At 68.6% G+C, this 15,140-nt stretch carries 14 protein-coding genes; 7 read left to right on the top strand and 7 right to left on the bottom strand.

Annotation, left to right across the window (positions count from 1 at the left end):
- Window positions 1–24 precede the first annotated feature (24 nt).
- The 5 genes from ACX9TP_RS16290 to ACX9TP_RS16270 all read left to right on the top strand — a co-directional run bounded on the left by ACX9TP_RS16290 (window position 25) and on the right by ACX9TP_RS16270 (window position 3,129).
- Window positions 25–351, top strand: a complete 327-nt coding sequence (locus ACX9TP_RS16290) for a metalloregulator ArsR/SmtB family transcription factor (protein WP_482980639.1) — start codon at window positions 25–27, stop codon at window positions 349–351.
- A complete protein-coding gene (locus tag ACX9TP_RS16285; protein WP_482980638.1) occupies window positions 348–878 on the top strand; it encodes an SRPBCC family protein in 531 nt (176 codons plus the stop codon). The genes ACX9TP_RS16290 and ACX9TP_RS16285 overlap by 4 nt, the downstream gene beginning before the upstream one ends.
- Entirely contained in the window at window positions 875–1,480 is a 606-nt protein-coding gene (gene clpP, locus ACX9TP_RS16280; protein ID WP_482980637.1) for an ATP-dependent Clp endopeptidase proteolytic subunit ClpP, read from the top strand. Before ACX9TP_RS16285 ends, clpP begins: the two co-directional genes overlap by 4 nt.
- Window positions 1,481–1,618: 138 nt before the next feature.
- Window positions 1,619–2,764, top strand: coding sequence for a M4 family metallopeptidase (locus ACX9TP_RS16275; RefSeq protein WP_482980636.1), 1,146 nt, complete (start codon window positions 1,619–1,621; stop codon window positions 2,762–2,764).
- A 17-nt stretch (window positions 2,765–2,781) separates the two neighbouring features.
- Window positions 2,782–3,129 (top strand): protealysin inhibitor emfourin, encoded by a 348-nt coding sequence (locus tag ACX9TP_RS16270; RefSeq protein ID WP_482980635.1) that lies wholly within the window; start codon window positions 2,782–2,784, stop codon window positions 3,127–3,129.
- A 1-nt stretch (window position 3,130) separates the two neighbouring features.
- Here the strand turns inward: ACX9TP_RS16270 and ACX9TP_RS16265 are convergent, their stop codons facing one another.
- The 7 genes from ACX9TP_RS16265 to ACX9TP_RS16235 all read right to left on the bottom strand — a co-directional run bounded on the left by ACX9TP_RS16265 (window position 3,131) and on the right by ACX9TP_RS16235 (window position 11,460).
- Window positions 3,131–3,739: an outer membrane beta-barrel protein gene (locus ACX9TP_RS16265; RefSeq protein ID WP_482980634.1), complete on the bottom strand. Its 609-nt coding sequence runs from the start codon at window positions 3,737–3,739 to the stop codon at window positions 3,131–3,133.
- A gap of 949 nt (window positions 3,740–4,688) precedes the next feature.
- Window positions 4,689–4,820: a hypothetical protein gene (locus ACX9TP_RS16260; RefSeq protein ID WP_482980633.1), complete on the bottom strand. Its 132-nt coding sequence runs from the start codon at window positions 4,818–4,820 to the stop codon at window positions 4,689–4,691.
- Between the two features lie 210 nt (window positions 4,821–5,030).
- On the bottom strand, window positions 5,031–5,333 hold the full coding sequence (locus tag ACX9TP_RS16255) for a hypothetical protein (protein WP_482980630.1): 303 nt from the start codon (window positions 5,331–5,333) through the stop codon (window positions 5,031–5,033).
- Window positions 5,334–5,378: 45 nt separating this feature from the next.
- A complete protein-coding gene (locus tag ACX9TP_RS16250) occupies window positions 5,379–5,603 on the bottom strand; it encodes a hypothetical protein (RefSeq protein ID WP_482980632.1) in 225 nt (74 codons plus the stop codon).
- A 264-nt stretch (window positions 5,604–5,867) separates the two neighbouring features.
- The gene (locus ACX9TP_RS16245; protein ID WP_482980631.1) at window positions 5,868–6,989 is read right to left on the bottom strand and encodes a hypothetical protein; all 1,122 of its coding nucleotides are present in this window, start codon (window positions 6,987–6,989) and stop codon (window positions 5,868–5,870) included.
- Window positions 6,990–9,216: 2,227 nt separating this feature from the next.
- Window positions 9,217–9,519 (bottom strand): hypothetical protein, encoded by a 303-nt coding sequence (locus ACX9TP_RS16240; RefSeq protein ID WP_482980630.1) that lies wholly within the window; start codon window positions 9,517–9,519, stop codon window positions 9,217–9,219.
- Window positions 9,520–10,050: 531 nt separating this feature from the next.
- Window positions 10,051–11,460 carry a hypothetical protein gene (locus tag ACX9TP_RS16235; protein WP_482980629.1) on the bottom strand — a complete coding sequence of 470 codons (1,410 nt, stop codon included), beginning with the start codon at window positions 11,458–11,460 and terminating at the stop codon, window positions 10,051–10,053.
- An 881-nt stretch (window positions 11,461–12,341) separates the two neighbouring features.
- Between ACX9TP_RS16235 and ACX9TP_RS16230 the strand changes: the two genes are divergently transcribed.
- On the top strand, window positions 12,342–13,337 hold the full coding sequence (locus ACX9TP_RS16230; RefSeq protein ID WP_482980628.1) for a hypothetical protein: 996 nt from the start codon (window positions 12,342–12,344) through the stop codon (window positions 13,335–13,337).
- On the top strand, window positions 13,334–15,007 hold the full coding sequence (locus tag ACX9TP_RS16225) for a putative metal-binding motif-containing protein (RefSeq protein WP_482980627.1): 1,674 nt from the start codon (window positions 13,334–13,336) through the stop codon (window positions 15,005–15,007). The genes ACX9TP_RS16230 and ACX9TP_RS16225 overlap by 4 nt, the downstream gene beginning before the upstream one ends.
- Window positions 15,008–15,140: the final 133 nt, after the last annotated feature.

The following is a 15,140-nucleotide window of genomic DNA, read 5'->3' as shown; positions in this document are numbered from 1 at the left end:
TAGCTCCGGACTTAAATACGGGCCGTGGACGCCTTCATTGCCCTCTCCGACCCCACGCGTCGGCGCATCGTGGAATTGCTCGCCGAGGGTGAGCGCTCGGCCGGCGAGCTGGGAGAGAGCTTCGACATCAGCGCCCCCGCCATCTCCCAGCACCTGAAGGTGCTGAAGGAGGCGCGCCTGGTGCAGGTCCGCGCCGAGGCCCAGCGCCGCATCTACGCGCTGGACGCCGCGGGGCTCGAGGAGCTCGAGGGCTGGGTCGACCGCATCCGAGGCTTCTGGACCGAGCGGCTCGACGTGCTCGAGCAGCGACTGACAGCACACCCCGAAACGAAGAAACGGAGACGTCCGTGAAACCCTCCGCCCCGCCCCCCGAGGCGCGCAGCACGCGTCTGGAACGACTGCTCCCGGGCTCGCTGGAGCGCGTCTGGCGCTACCTGACCGAGCCGGAGCTGCTGGCCGAGTGGCTCGCCGTCTCCCGAATCGAGCTGCGCGAGGGAGGCCGCGTCGAGCTCCAGCCACTCCGCACGGAGGGCGCGGAGCAGCGCCCCACGGAGCGCACCGTGCAGGGCGTGGTGACGCGGTGTGAGCCACCCCGGGTGCTGGCCTTCACCTGGAGCGATGCGGGGACGCCCCACTCGGAGGTCACCTTCGAGCTGACGCCGCAGGGCGAGAAGGTCCGGCTCGTCCTCACGCACTGGCGCGCGCCGGTGTCCGCCGTGGCGCGGGGCTCCGTGCTCGACTCGCTCGCCTCGCGCCTGGGTGGGGAGCGCCTGCCCCGCCGTGCGCGCACGCGGGTGGGCGCGCGGCCCCTCTTCAGGAGACCTTCGCTCCGGGCCGTTCGCCGGGTGCATGCGACAACCCAGGAGGCCGTGCGATGAACATCCCCTACGTCGTCGAGCAGACGCACCGCGGTGAGCGGACGTACGACCTGTACAGCCGGCTGCTCAAGGACCGCATCATCATGCTGGGCACGGAGGTGAACGACGATGTGGCCAACATCATCGTCGCCCAGTTGCTCTTCCTGGAGAGCGAGGACCCGGAGAAGCCCATCAGCCTCTACATCAACTCGCCGGGAGGCAGCGTCACCGCGGGGCTCGCCATCTACGACACCATGCAGTACGTGCGCGCGCCGGTGTCCACCATCTGCGTGGGGCAGGCCGCCAGCTTCGGCGCGATGCTCCTGCTGGCGGGAGCCAAGGGCCGGCGCTACGCCCTGCCGAATGCGCGCATCATGATGCACCAGCCCCACGGAGGGGCGAAGGGTCAGGCCACGGACCTGGAAATCCAGGTGCGGGAGATGCTGCGCCTCAAGCAGCGCCTCAACGAAATCACCCAGAAGCACACCGGCCACGCCCTCGAGCGCATCGAGAAGGACACCGACCGCGACTACTACATGAGCGCCGAGGAGGCCCGTCAGTACGGCATCATCGACGAGGTCGTGGTGCGCCCGCCGTCGTCCAAGGCGCCCGAGGCCCGCTAATCCCCCCACGCGCCGGGGAGCCTGCTCGGCGCCGGGCCCGCTGGCGCGAGGCGGTGGAGCAGGCGCGAGGCCGCGCCCCGTCACAACGGCTGCCATCACAGTCTGCCCTTCTGAACACTCCAGAAGGAGCGCCCTGTGATGCGAGACAGACCCGGACACCGACATTCCCTTCACTGCATCCTCCCGCCGTACCTGACACGTCAGATTGCCCAGAACGGCTCGCCCCAGCAGCGTGCGCGCGTCCTGAGGACGCTCGCCTTGGACACCACCCTCCGGTCCGTGCGGCTGGCGCGGAGCGGGCTGCCCCGGGAGGCGCGCAGGCACATTCCCGGGCCCATGGTCGTCGAGAGCCTGAAGCAGCGGACCGTCTTCGACATGAAGAACTCGCAGGCCCTTCCGGGAACGGTGGCGCGCATCGAGGGACAGGGCGACACCGGAGACATCGCGGTCGACGAGGCCCATGTGGGCCTGGGCGCGACGTATGACCTCTACTGGGAAATCTTCGGCCGCAACTCCATCGACAACAATGGAATGCAGCTGCACGCCCACGTCCACTATGGCGAGGACTACGACAACGCCTTCTGGGACGGCGAGCGCATGGTGTTCGGCGATGGCGATGGAGACCTCTTCAACCGCTTCACCATCGCGGTGGACATCATCGGCCACGAACTGGCGCACGGAGTCACCGAGCACGAAGGCCCCCTCGCCTACTTCCTCCAGGCGGGTGCGCTCAATGAATCGCTCTCCGACGTGTTCGGCTCGCTGGTGCGGCAGCGCCTGCTGAACCAGACGGCGGAACAGGCCGACTGGCTCATCGGCGCGGGCCTCTTCACGGACAACGTCGAGGGCGTGGCGCTGCGTTCCATGAAGGACCCCGGCACCGCGTACGACGACGATGTACTGGGGAAGGACCCGCAGCCGGCCCACATGCAGGACTTCGTGAACACGTGGGAGGACAACGGGGGCGTGCACATCAACTCCGGCATCCCCAACCGGGCCTTCTGCATCGCGGCCACCCAGCTGGGAGGCTACGCGTGGGAGCGGGCCGGCCACATCTGGTACGAGACGCTGAGAGACCCGAGGCTCCGGGCCAACGCGTCCTTCCTCTCCTTCGCGCGGCTCACGGTGATGGCGGCCGGCCGGCTCTACGGCACCGGGCAGGACGAGGAGAAGGCGGTCCGCGACGCCTGGAGTCAGGTGGGCATCCGTGTCTCCCGCGAGCGGGCGGGCGAGCCCGTCCGGGGTCCTGGCGTGCAGCTCCCGCAGCAGCCCTCCGCGCACTAGCGCCCTCGGAGCGAGCGATGCGAATCGAGCTCAAGCGGGAGGGAGGCCTCGCCTTCTTCCCGGGCCTCGCCAGGCCGAAGTCACTGGAGACGGGAGGGCTTCCCCCGGAGACGGCGGAGGCCATCCAGCGCGGCGTGCGCGACGCGCGCTTCTTCGAGCAGCCGGCCATCGTGGGCACGGCCACGCGGGGGGCCGCGGACCAGACGCGCTACACCGTCACCATCGAGGACGAGGGACGGCGGCACACGGTGCAGCTCCTCGAGCCCGTGGAGGAGCCGCACCTGCGCGCCCTGCTGGAGCTGCTCGTGAAGGCGGAGAAGGAGCACCGGGCCTCGGCGCACGCGCATCCGTCGCCCGGTCGCTGACTCAGTAGCTGCCGCCGAACTGCAGCAGGCCCTGATAGCGCCCGTCGAGCACGTCCTCGTTGGTGATGGGGGCGAAGTCCTGGCTGAAGAGGGCGTTGTAGCTGGCCCGGACCTCGGCGGTGATGCCCGGGGTGAGCCGGTAGCGCAGGCCGGCTCCGACGGGGACGTAGCCACCCGTGTCATCGAAGTACCGGAAGGACACACCGCTGCGGATGGAGTAGCGCTCCACGCCGATGCCGGCCAGCACGTAGGGCTGGAGCCGCGAGGTGGGGGTGAGGCCCACGGTGAACGCCGCCTGTCCGCCGTTGCGCACGATGTCCGGGCCGCCAACGCCGTCGCCCGACGTGTCGATGTCGTTGACGCCGCCGCTGTAGCCCACCTCGAAGCCGAGGATGTTGGAGGTGCGGTAGCCGATGATGGCGTCGTAGGAGAGGCCCGGATTGAGGTTGGCGGCGAGCTCGCCGGTGTAGCCCTCCGCGCCGAGCCCCAGCAGGAAATAGGGGCCCTTCCATTCCACGTACGGCGCGCTCGACAGGGAGCCCTCCTGGGCGAGCGCGCTTCCTCCCGCGAGCAACGCGAAGCACAGCCCCATCCGGATGCCTGCCCTCATGTCCGTCCTCCTCCAGGGAAACCTGCCCCAGAAGGTGGGACTGCCGCGGAGAAGACGACAACGGACCGTGGGGAAGCCTGCCGGGCAAAGCGAGCCCACGAGCCCAGGCATGCGTCCATGATTTCCGCGAGCAGGGCGCCCATAAGCCTTGGCGAAACGCGCAGACACGGAGGAAAGATGGTGCGCATCAGATGAGCCGGGGCATTCGAGGCTGGCTGCATGCGCAGAGCGCCCGACGTCCGCATCCACCCAAGCCCGCTTCATTCAGTCATTCGCTTTGGAGCCAAGTCCTTGCTGAACAAACCTGCCACCCACGCGGGCCCGGTGACACACATTTTAATTTCTGCTCAAGGCAATTGTCCCGGAGGGCCACGGCAATGAATGCCTAGCAGTCATTGTCGACCCCATACTTGCTTGCTAATCAGGCATTACGGCTATCTGGGCGAGGTCTGTCTGGGCTGGGGGATTTCGGATGGGTGAATGGCTTTGCTATGAAGGCACCACCTCCCGTCAAAGGCCAGTCCCTCTTGAACCAGCCGAGCCGTTCGGGCCTCAGCCCGGCACTGCTGTCACTCCTGTTCTGTGCCGTCTTCCTGGCGCGCTGCGCCTGCACCGACGTCACACCCCCGGCGCCCCCCCCCGCTTCGGGCTGCGGTGCGAGTTGCCCCCAGGGCCAGACGTGCGTGGCCGACCAGTGCGTGCCGGAAACATGCGCCGGGCAGGTGTGCCGCACCGACGAGGTGTGCCAGGAGGGCCGCTGTCTGTCTCGTGAGTGCGTCGGCGTTCAATGTCCCGGCGCCCAGGTATGCGTGGACGGCAATTGCTACCTCAAGGCCTGTGGCGGCACCGCCTGCGGCGTCAATGAGGCCTGCGTCGACGGCCGCTGCCAGGACGTGCGCTGCGTGGGAGTGGCCTGCCCCACCGGCCAGGACTGCGCCAATGGCACCTGCTACCCGCGCACCTGCGGCACCGTGGCCTGCAACACCGGCGAGGTGTGCGTGGGCAACGCCTGCGCCGAGCGCCGCTGCGTGGGCGTCGCCTGCCCCACCGGTGAGTTCTGCAGCCACGGCTCCTGCAGCAAGTGCCCTCCTGGCTTCTACGCTGAGGGAGAGCAGTGCCTGCCCGAAGTCGCCACCGGCGGCGACTGCACCACCGGACGCCAGTGCGCCTCCAGCCAGTGCACCGACGGGGTGTGCTGCAACGTCGCCTGTGACGGCCCCTGCCAGACGTGCGGCGAGGACGGCGAATGCCGCCCCCTCTCCGCCGGCCAGGCGGATGAGGCCTGCGGCACCTACGCCTGTGGCCCTTCGGGTGTCTGCGAGACGGCGTGCGCCTCGGATGCGCAGTGCCAGCAGGACGCGCGCTGCGTGGAGGGCGAGTGCCGCGCCACCCGTGCCGACGCCACCTCCTGCACCTCCGGGGTGGAGTGCCAGAGCGGCTTCTGTGTGGACGGTGTCTGCTGCGACTCGGCCTGCGCGGGCGGCTGCGACAGCTGCGACCAGCCGGGGAAGCCAGGCGTGTGCTCGCCCCTGGCTTCCGGGACGGCCGGGGTACCCGCCTGCGCCCCCTTCGTCTGCGACGGAGTGAATGGCACCTGCCCACAGTCCTGCGAAGCCCAGGCCGACTGCGCTTCCACTCACTACTGCGAGGAAGGACTCTGCCTTGAGCGCAAGGACGCGGGCGGCACCTGCACCCGCGCCGAGGAGTGCGCCAGCAGCCACTGCGTGGACGGCGTCTGCTGCGACGCGGCCTGCGACGGCGCCTGCGACGCCTGCAACCTGGCCGGCCGCGAGGGCCAGTGCCTTCCGGTGGCGGCAGGTGAAGCGGGCAGCCCCTCCTGCGCCCCGGCGGTGTGCGATGGCACCTCGGCCTCCTGCCCGGGCGGCTGCACCACCGACGCCCAGTGCTCCAGCGGCTACTTCTGCAATGGCAGCGGCCAGTGCGAGGAGAAGAAGGCTCCTGGCACCTCCTGTGGAGCGAGCAACCAATGCTCGGGCGGCAACTGCGTGGACGCAGTCTGCTGCGACGCGGCCTGTGCAGGCGCCTGTGACGCGTGCAACCTGCCCGGCAACGTAGGCACCTGCACCCCGCGTCCAGCCGGTAACGCCGGCACGCCTTCCTGCGCGCCCTACCTGTGCAATGGCAGCTCGGCCTCCTGCGCCACCACCTGCGGCTCCGACGCAGAGTGCATCGCGGGCCACTTCTGCAATGCCGGCACCTGCGCTCCAGCGAAGCAGAATGGAGACACCTGCTCGGCCGCCAACGAGTGCGGCAGCGGCAACTGCGTAGACGGCGTGTGCTGCAACAGCAGTTGCAACGGCGGCGCCTGCGACGCCTGTAACCTGCCCGGCAGCGTGGGCACCTGCAGCCTCGCTCCCGCCACCACCCAGTGCCGCACCTCGGCCGGTGTATGCGACCCGGCGGAGTTCTGCAGCGGCTCCTCCGCCGTCTGCCCCGCCGACACGCTCTCCTCCCCCACCTCCGTCTGCCGCTCGGCCACCGACGCCTGCGATGCGGCCGAGACGTGCACCGGCTCGAGCGCCCTCTGCCCAGCCGACGCCACGGTCACCGCCGGAACGGTGTGCCGAGGCTCCGAGGGCACCTGCGACGTGGCCGAAACCTGTGATGGAACCAGCAAGGCATGCCCCTCCGACGCTGTCGCCACGACCGGCACCGTCTGCCGAGGGGCCACGGACACCTGTGACGCCACGGAGACCTGCAACGGCTCAAGCAAGACGTGCCCCAATGATGCAGTGGTGACAGCGGGTACGGTCTGCCGCTCCGCCTCGGGTATCTGCGACGTGGCCGAGAGCTGCAATGGCAGCAGCAAAGCGTGTCCCAACGATGCCCTGATAGGCTCTGGCACCGTGTGCCGGGCCTCGGCGGGCACCTGCGATGTGGCGGAGACCTGCACGGGTGCGAGCGCCGCCTGCCCAAGCGATGCGCTGGTGAGCGCTGGCACCATCTGTCGCGCCGCCACTGACACCTGCGATGTGGCCGAGTCCTGTACGGGCTCAAGTGTGGCCTGCCCTGCCGACGGAGTGGTGGCTGCCGGGACGGTGTGCCGGGGGGCCTCGGACATCTGCGATGTGGCCGAGTCCTGCAACGGCTCCGCAAAAACCTGTCCGGCCGACAGCGTCGCCACCACCGGCACAGTGTGCCGGAACTCGGCGGGCGCGTGCGACCCGGCCGAGGCCTGCAACGGCTCGGCGAAGAACTGCCCCGCCGACGCGCTGACCAGTGCTGGCACGGTGTGCCGCGCCTCCGCGGGAGCGTGTGACATGGTGGAAACGTGCACGGGTTCCAGCGTCGCATGCCACGGCGATGCGAAGGCTCCTGCGGGCACGGTGTGCCGAAACCAGGCGGGAGCGTGCGACGTGGCCGAGTCCTGCAATGGCTCCAGCAATGACTGCCCCAGTGATGCAAAGGTTGCCGCGGGCACGGTGTGCCGAAGCCAGGCGGGCGCGTGCGACGTAGCCGAGTCCTGCAATGGCTCCAGCAATGCTTGCCCCGCCGACACGAAGGTTGCCGCAGGCACGGTGTGCCGAAGCCAAGCGGGGGCGTGCGACGTCGCGGAGTCATGCAACGGCTCCAGCGATGCATGCCCAGGCGATGCGAAGGTCGCGGCGGGCACGGTCTGCCGCGCCTCAGCAGGAAGCTGCGACCCGGCCGAAGCCTGTAATGGCTCCAGCGTTTCGTGTCCCGCTGACGCCTACACCAGTACAGGCACCGTCTGCCGTGCCGCGACCGGAGTATGCGATGCGACGGAGTCCTGCACCGGCTCGAGCCCTTCGTGCCCGGGCAATGCTTCCGCGCCCAATGGAACTGTGTGTGCTGCTCCAAACCAAGGAGGATGGAGCGCCTGCGGAGGCTTCACCGATACTTGTGACGAGACCGGCACTCAGTCACGCCAGGTGACAGCCTACGCCTGCACCAGCGGAGCCTGCGGCGGCTCTACTTCCAGCGAAACCCAAGCCTGTAGCCGGAGCACCACGGGAGTGGCCTGCGGCACCGCCACCTACGGACCGTGGAGCGCCTGCAACGTATACGACATTTGCGATGGTAGCGGCAGCCAAAGCCGTACTGTCACCGCCTATAAATGCGCTGTCGGAGGCTGCCAAGCGAGTACTTTCGTGGAAACGCAGTCCTGCCAAGTCACAGCTCCCTGCCCGTCGAATTGGAACTGCTGCAGTGGGTATGGGTGCGTGCCACCGGACCAACATTGCCCATAAGGACAAGAGTGAGATGCGTATGACTATTGGTCATTCCCCAACACGAGGGGCCTTCACGTTGAGGCGTCCCTCATCTGAATCAGATGAGCCCAAAGTCTTCCCGGACCACGGTGTGCTCGCGTACGAACCGACCAGAGCGCTTTACCAGCGATCGCAGTCGCCCATGCGTGACATGGCCATGATGTAGTAGTCGTCTTGAGTGAAGAGTGCGTGGGTGCGCTTCTTCGTCGTATTCGCCTTCAGGTGCTTGTCGTAGCAGCACCTGAGCCAAGGCGGAGATAGGAGGATGCCTCTCTGCAAGTCCACTCCCCCGGAGGGCAACGGCAGTTAACGCATAGCGGTCATGAGCGACCTCCTCACGCCTGCCTGAACAGCAAGTAGGCCTCACGGCTACATGCACAGGCCGGCTGGGATGGGGGATTTCGGATTGGCGGGTGGCTTTGCTATGAAGGCGCCACCTCCCGTCAAAGGCCAGTCCCTCTTGAACCAGCCGAGCCGTTCGGGCCTCAGCCCGGCGCTGCTGTCGCTCCTGTTCTGTGCCGTCTTCCTGGCGCGCTGCGCCTGTACGGACGTCACGCCCCCGGCGCCGCCCCCCGCTTCGGGCTGCGGTACCAGTTGCCCCCAGGGCCAGACGTGCGTGGCCGACCAGTGCGTGCCGGTAACGTGCGCTGGGCAGGTGTGCCGCACCGACGAGGTGTGCCAGCAGGGCCGCTGTCTGTCGCGCGAGTGCGTCGGCGTTCAATGTCCCAGCACCCAGGTATGCGTGGACGGCAATTGCTACCTCAAGGCTTGTGGCAACACCGCCTGCGGCGTCAATGAGGCCTGCGTCGACGGCCGCTGCCAGGACGTGCGCTGCGTGGGAGTGGCCTGCCCCACCGGCCAGGACTGCGCCAATGGCACCTGCTACCCGCGCGCCTGCGGCACCGTGGCTTGCGACACCGGCGAGGTCTGCGTGGGCAATGCCTGCGCCGAGCGTCGCTGCGTGGGCGTCGCCTGCCCCACCGGTGAATTCTGCAGCCACGGCTCCTGCAGCAAGTGCCCTCCTGGCTTCTACGCTGAGGGGGACCAGTGCCTGCCCGAGGTGGCCACCGGCGGCGACTGCTCCACCGGACGCCAGTGCGCCTCCAGCCAGTGCACCGACGGGGTGTGCTGCAACGTCGCCTGTGACGGGCCCTGCCAGACGTGCGGCGAGGACGGCGAATGCCGCCCCCTCTCCGCCGGCCAGGCGGATGAGGCCTGCGGCACCTACGCCTGTGGCCCTTCGGGTGTCTGCGAGACGGCGTGCGCCTCGGATGCGCAGTGCCAGCAGGACGCGCGCTGCGTGGAGGGCGAGTGCCGCGCCACCCGTGCCGACGCCACCTCCTGCACCTCCGGGGTGGAGTGCCAGAGCGGCTTCTGTGTGGACGGTGTCTGCTGCGACTCGGCCTGCGCGGGCGGCTGCGACAGCTGCGACCAGCCGGGGAAGCCAGGCGTGTGCTCGCCCCTGGCTTCCGGGACGGCCGGGGTACCCGCCTGCGCCCCCTTCGTCTGCGACGGAGTGAATGGCACCTGCCCACAGTCCTGCGAAGCCCAGGCCGACTGCGCTTCCACTCACTACTGCGAGGAAGGACTCTGCCTTGAGCGCAAGGACGCGGGCGGCACCTGCACCCGCGCCGAGGAGTGCGCCAGCAGCCACTGCGTGGACGGCGTCTGCTGCGACGCGGCCTGCGACGGCGCCTGCGACGCCTGCAACCTGGCCGGCCGCGAGGGCCAGTGCCTTCCGGTGGCAGCCGGTGAAGTGGGCAGCCCCTCCTGCTCGCCCTACCTGTGCAATGGCACGTCGGCCTCCTGCCCGGGCGGCTGCACTGCCGACAGTCAGTGCGTCGAGGACAGCTACTGCAATGCCGGTCGCTGTGAGTCCACCGGAACCAACGGCGACGCCTGCGGCGAGGGCAACGAGTGTGCGAGTGGTCATTGCACGGACGGAGTGTGCTGCGACGCGGCCTGTGCAGGCGCCTGTGACGCGTGCAACCTGCCCGGCAACGTAGGCACCTGCACCCCGCGTCCAGCCGGTAACGCCGGCACGCCTTCCTGCGCGCCCTACCTGTGCAATGGCAGCTCGGCCTCCTGCGCCACCACCTGCGGCTCCGACGCAGAGTGCATCGCGGGCCACTTCTGCAATGCCGGCACCTGCGCTCCAGCGAAGCAGAATGGAGACACCTGCTCGGCCGCCAACGAGTGCGGCAGCGGCAACTGCGTAGACGGCGTGTGCTGCAACAGCAGTTGCAACGGCGGCGCCTGCGACGCCTGTAACCTGCCCGGCAGCGTGGGCACCTGCAGCCTCGCTCCCGCCACCACCCAGTGCCGCACCTCGGCCGGTGTATGCGACCCGGCGGAGTTCTGCAGCGGCTCCTCCGCCGTCTGCCCCGCCGACACGCTCTCCTCCCCCACCTCCGTCTGCCGCTCGGCCACCGACGCCTGCGATGCGGCCGAGACGTGCACCGGCTCGAGCGCCCTCTGCCCAGCCGACGCCACGGTCACCGCCGGAACGGTGTGCCGAGGCTCCGAGGGCACCTGCGACGTAGCCGAAACCTGTGACGGAACCAGCAAGGCCTGCCCCTCCGACGCTGTCGCTACGACCGGCACCGTCTGCCGAGGAGCCACGGACACCTGTGACGCCGCGGAGACCTGCAACGGCACCAGCAAAGCCTGCCCCAACGATGCGGTGGTGACGGCGGGCACGGTCTGCCGCTCCGCCTCGGGCATCTGCGACGTGGCCGAGAGCTGCAATGGCAGTAGCAAGGCGTGTCCCAGTGATGCACTAGTGGGTGCCGGCACCATGTGTCGAAACTCCGCAGGCGCGTGTGACGCGGCCGAGACGTGCACCGGATCAAGCGCAGCCTGTCCTGGGGACACGATGGTGAGCGCAGGCACGGTCTGCCGCTCCTCCTCGGGTGTCTGCGACATTGCGGAGACGTGCACTGGTTCGAGCGCCGCTTGTCCTGGCGACGCGTTCGTGAATGCAGGAACCGTGTGTCGAGGCTCGGCGGGAGCATGTGATGTAGCCGAGACGTGCACCGGCACGAGCGCCGCATGTCCCGGTGATGCGCTCACGAGCGCCGGAACCGTGTGCCGCGCAGCCACCGACACCTGCGATGCGGCCGAGTCCTGTACGGGCTCAAGCGCGGCTTGCCCCAGTGACGGAGTGGTGACTGCCGGAACGATCTGCCGGGGAGCCTCGGACATCTGCGACGTGACCGAGACGTGCAACGGCTCCGCCAAGGCGTGCCCCAGCGACGCGGTTGCAGGGGCGGGCACGGTGTGCCGGGGGGCCTCGGGCGTGTGCGACGTGACCGAGACGTGCAACGGCTCCGTCAAGGCCTGCCCGGCGGACGGCGTCGTCACCGCCGGCACGGTGTGTCGGGGTTCGGCGGGCGCCTGCGACCCGGCGGAAGCCTGCAACGGCACGGCGAAGAGCTGTCCCTCCGACGCGCTGACCAGCGCCGGCACGGTGTGCCGCGCCTCCGCGGGAGCGTGTGACCTGACCGAAGCCTGCACCGGGTCCACCGTCGCGTGCCCCGGCGATGCGAAGGTTGCCGCAGGCACGACGTGCCGCAACGCCGCAGGAGCGTGTGACGTGGCCGAAGCCTGCGATGGCTCCAGCAATGCATGCCCTGGTGATGCGAAGGTTGCCGCGGGCACGGTGTGCCGCTCCTCAGCAGGAAGCTGCGACCCGGCCGAGTCCTGCAATGGCTCCAGCGTCGCTTGCCCTGCCAACGCCTACACCAGCGCGGGAACCATCTGCCGTGCAGCGACCGGGGTATGCGATGCGACGGAGTCCTGCACCGGGTCGAGCCCTTCTTGCCCGGGCGATGCTTCCGTCCCCAATGGGACGGTGTGTGCCGCCCCAAGCCAAGGAGGCTGGAGCGCCTGCGGAGGATACAGCGACACCTGCGACGAGACGGGCACCCAGTCCCGACAAGTGACGAACTACACGTGCACCACCGGCGCCTGTGGTGGTTCCTCCTCCAGCGAGACCCAATCATGCGGCCGGAGCACCACGGGGGTGGCCTGCGGTACCACCACGTACGGACAATGGAGCCAATGCGACGCACCCACCCCATGTGCGACGGGGTCTCAGTACCGCGAGGTCACCAGCTACGCCTGCGCTTCCGGAGGCTGCCAGGCAAGCACCTCCTTCGAAATGCGGGACTGTTTCGGGAACGGCAGTGAGTGCCCTGCCGGTACGTACTGCTTTCAGAATTGCGCTGCCTGCCGGCATCCGGACCAGCAGTGCGAATTTCATCAAGGGTAAGAGTATGGCTGAAATGCCTGACGGTCCCCCCTGCGCGAGCATTCTCCGCGCGAGAGCTTGTTATAGTCGCCGCCCCATGCGTTTCGTCCTGCGCCTGGGGCGAGCCGTTACCGTATTCACCCTCCTGCTCTTCTGCCTTCCCAAGGCAGGACTCGCACAGGGTCCCTCTTCCGAGTCAGCGCCGGAGGGGAGCCCCGAGGTCCAGCGCTATCTCTTCGCCGCCTCGCGCCTCTACGAGAACCTCGAGTACGAGCGAGCGCTCGAGCAGCTCGCGAGCGCCAAACGCTTCGCGCACGGCGTGGAGGACGACGTCAGCATCGCCCTGTACGAGGGCATCATCCTGGCCGACCTCGGCAAGAAGGAAGATTCCAACGCCGCCTTCAAGGCCGCGCTCTTCCTGCAGCCCGAGGCAAAGCTGCCGGTAACAGTGAGTCCCAAGGTGGAGCGAGACTTCGAGGCGGTGCGAGCCAACGTCCGCAAGGAACTGGCGCCCATCATCGCCCGGCAGGAGGCGGAGAAGCAGCGCAAGGAGGAGGAGCGCCATGCCGCCGAGTTGCAGGCACAAGCAGCGGAGAAGCAGCGCAAGGAGGAGGAGGAGCGCCACGCCGCCGAGTTGCAGGCGCAAGCGGCAGAGAAGCAGCGACAGGAAGAGGCGCGCCGCGCCGCCGAACTAACGGCACAGGAAGAGGCAGAGCGCCAGCGTTCCGCCCCCCACCGCCCGGTACTGGAGCCCACGATTCCGGTCGTGACCGCTGGCCCCGACCTCCGCGTGGATCCAATGGTGGAGGCGCCTCGGCGCTCCCGCACGGTCTTCCCCTTCGTTTTGCTCGGCGCGGGCGCGCTCGCCGGTGGAGCGGGCGGATACTTCGGGATTCAGTCGAGGTCGGACATTCAGTCCGCCCGTGAGCCGGGCTTCCAGTCAGTACGTGTCGAGCACCTCGAGAGCGCCCGAAGCAACGCCCTCGTCGCCAACATCCTTCTTGGCACCGCTACCGCAGCTGGCATCGGGGCCCTCATCGGGCTGCTGTCCTCGAGTGGCGACGAGTCCCTGGCCACAGAGGCCTCGCGATGAAGTGGCTCTCGCTGTTCACCCTACTGGTCGCCGGCTGCTTCGTGCCCAGCCTCGAGGAAGTCGAGTCGGAAGGACCTCCGGGCACCTGTGACTCCGATCACTCCTGCTCCGCTGGCTACGTCTGCGTCGAGGGTATCTGTCAGACCAACGCGGGTCCAAGCTGCGAGCCAGGGAACACAGCCCTGTGCGAGTTACAGGCGGGGGTCTGCGAAGGCAAGGCCCGAGCGTGCATCGAGGGCCGCGAGGAATTGGTGTGCACCGCCGCAGCGTACGGCACGGACTATGAGCCGACCGAAACGCGCTGTGACAACAGGGACAACGACTGCGACGGCACCACGGATGAAGCACTCACCCTGGCCTGCTCCAAGCAGCAGGGAGTTTGCGAGGGTAGCGCCCAGGGCTGCACCGAGGGCACCTATCCCGCCTGTGACGACGCGGTGTATCTGGCGCACAACGGCGCCTATCAACCCTTCGAACAGAGCTGCGACGGCCAGGACAACGACTGCGACGGCCAGAAGGATTCCTGGTCGCCCATCAATCTCAGCCGGACCACCCCCACAGACGGCGCACCCGACGCGGTGCGCTCACGCAATGTGGCGGCCCTCGCTGTGTCTCAGGGAGGCCAGGCCCCCGCCCTCCTCGCCCTCTACGAGGAGGGAGACCACATCCTCGCGCGCACCTTCACCCCGGATGGCAGGGTGAGCCAGGGCAAAGCTCCGAGCGCCACCGTCCCTCAGGCCGCCACGGCAACGGGACCGGTGCTTGCCTCAAACGGGCTGGTCCACGTGGGCGCATGGATTGAAGAGCTTCCTCCAGGCAGCGGCTCGGTAACCCACCGGGTGATGGTGGCGCCGCTGGGAATCGACGGCGTGTCCACCATCCCGGACCGGGCAGCCGTTCCCATTTTCGACCAGGGTCAGCCGTTGCGTCTGTCGCTCGCGGTGAGCAACAACCGGGCCCTCGTGGTGGTCGAGCAGGCCCAGGAGTCCGAGGGGCCACGGCTGTGGGCCGTCACAATGCCGCTCAGCTTTCCGCCTCCGAGTGACTCCGTCAAAGTGCAGGAGATCGGCGTCGGCGCCTCGGGCTCCCGTCCCTCCGTCTTCCCGCCCCGTGCTGCGACGGAGACCTTCTTCGTGGCCTACGAGAGCACCACGGGCATCCAGGTCGCCTCGGTGAGGGATGACGCAACCAGGACCCTGCTGACAGGAATTGACCTCGAGGGGGCAAGCCAACCGCAGATATTCAGCGATGAGGCTTCCACGGGCGTACAGGGGTACACCGTGTACTTCGTGCCACCCACGCGCGACCGCATCGCGGTGGCTCACTGCGCCGAAGGAATATGCAGCCCGCAGCCAGACCTGGTCGTCGATTCACTTTCCGGTCCCATCGAGAACGCGAGGCTCGCCGCGCGCTCATTCACATCCAGGGACCCGCTTCTTGCCACCTGGGTTTCCGGCGGCAGGGTCCAGGTCTTCCTTCCGAGCGTCGGGACGGAAGGCTCGCGCCTACAGGCCAACTCCACGGGAAGCGCATTCCGTCCCGTCCCTGTCGTTCTCGAAGCGGGAGATTCCGGAGGCGGCAAGGGGCTCGTGCTCTTCGACACCGAAGGGAACACGTCGGGCGGACTGGACCGCGACGAAATCTTCCTCCTCCCAGTGTGTCTCCCCTGATAGCGAGCCCGGGGCCTTCGGGGAGGAAACCTCCTTGGCGGTGCTACGTACCCACCTACCCGCCCCCGCGTCCCGCCACCTCGGACCCTGCGGATCGCGCCGACGGCGATTAGCAAAACTGGCCCGCAGCGCC

It is taken from the genome of Pyxidicoccus sp. M15 (genome assembly GCF_056858435.1).
The sequence above is the reverse complement of the archived record's forward strand: the minus strand, read 5'-3'. Positions and strand labels throughout refer to the sequence as shown.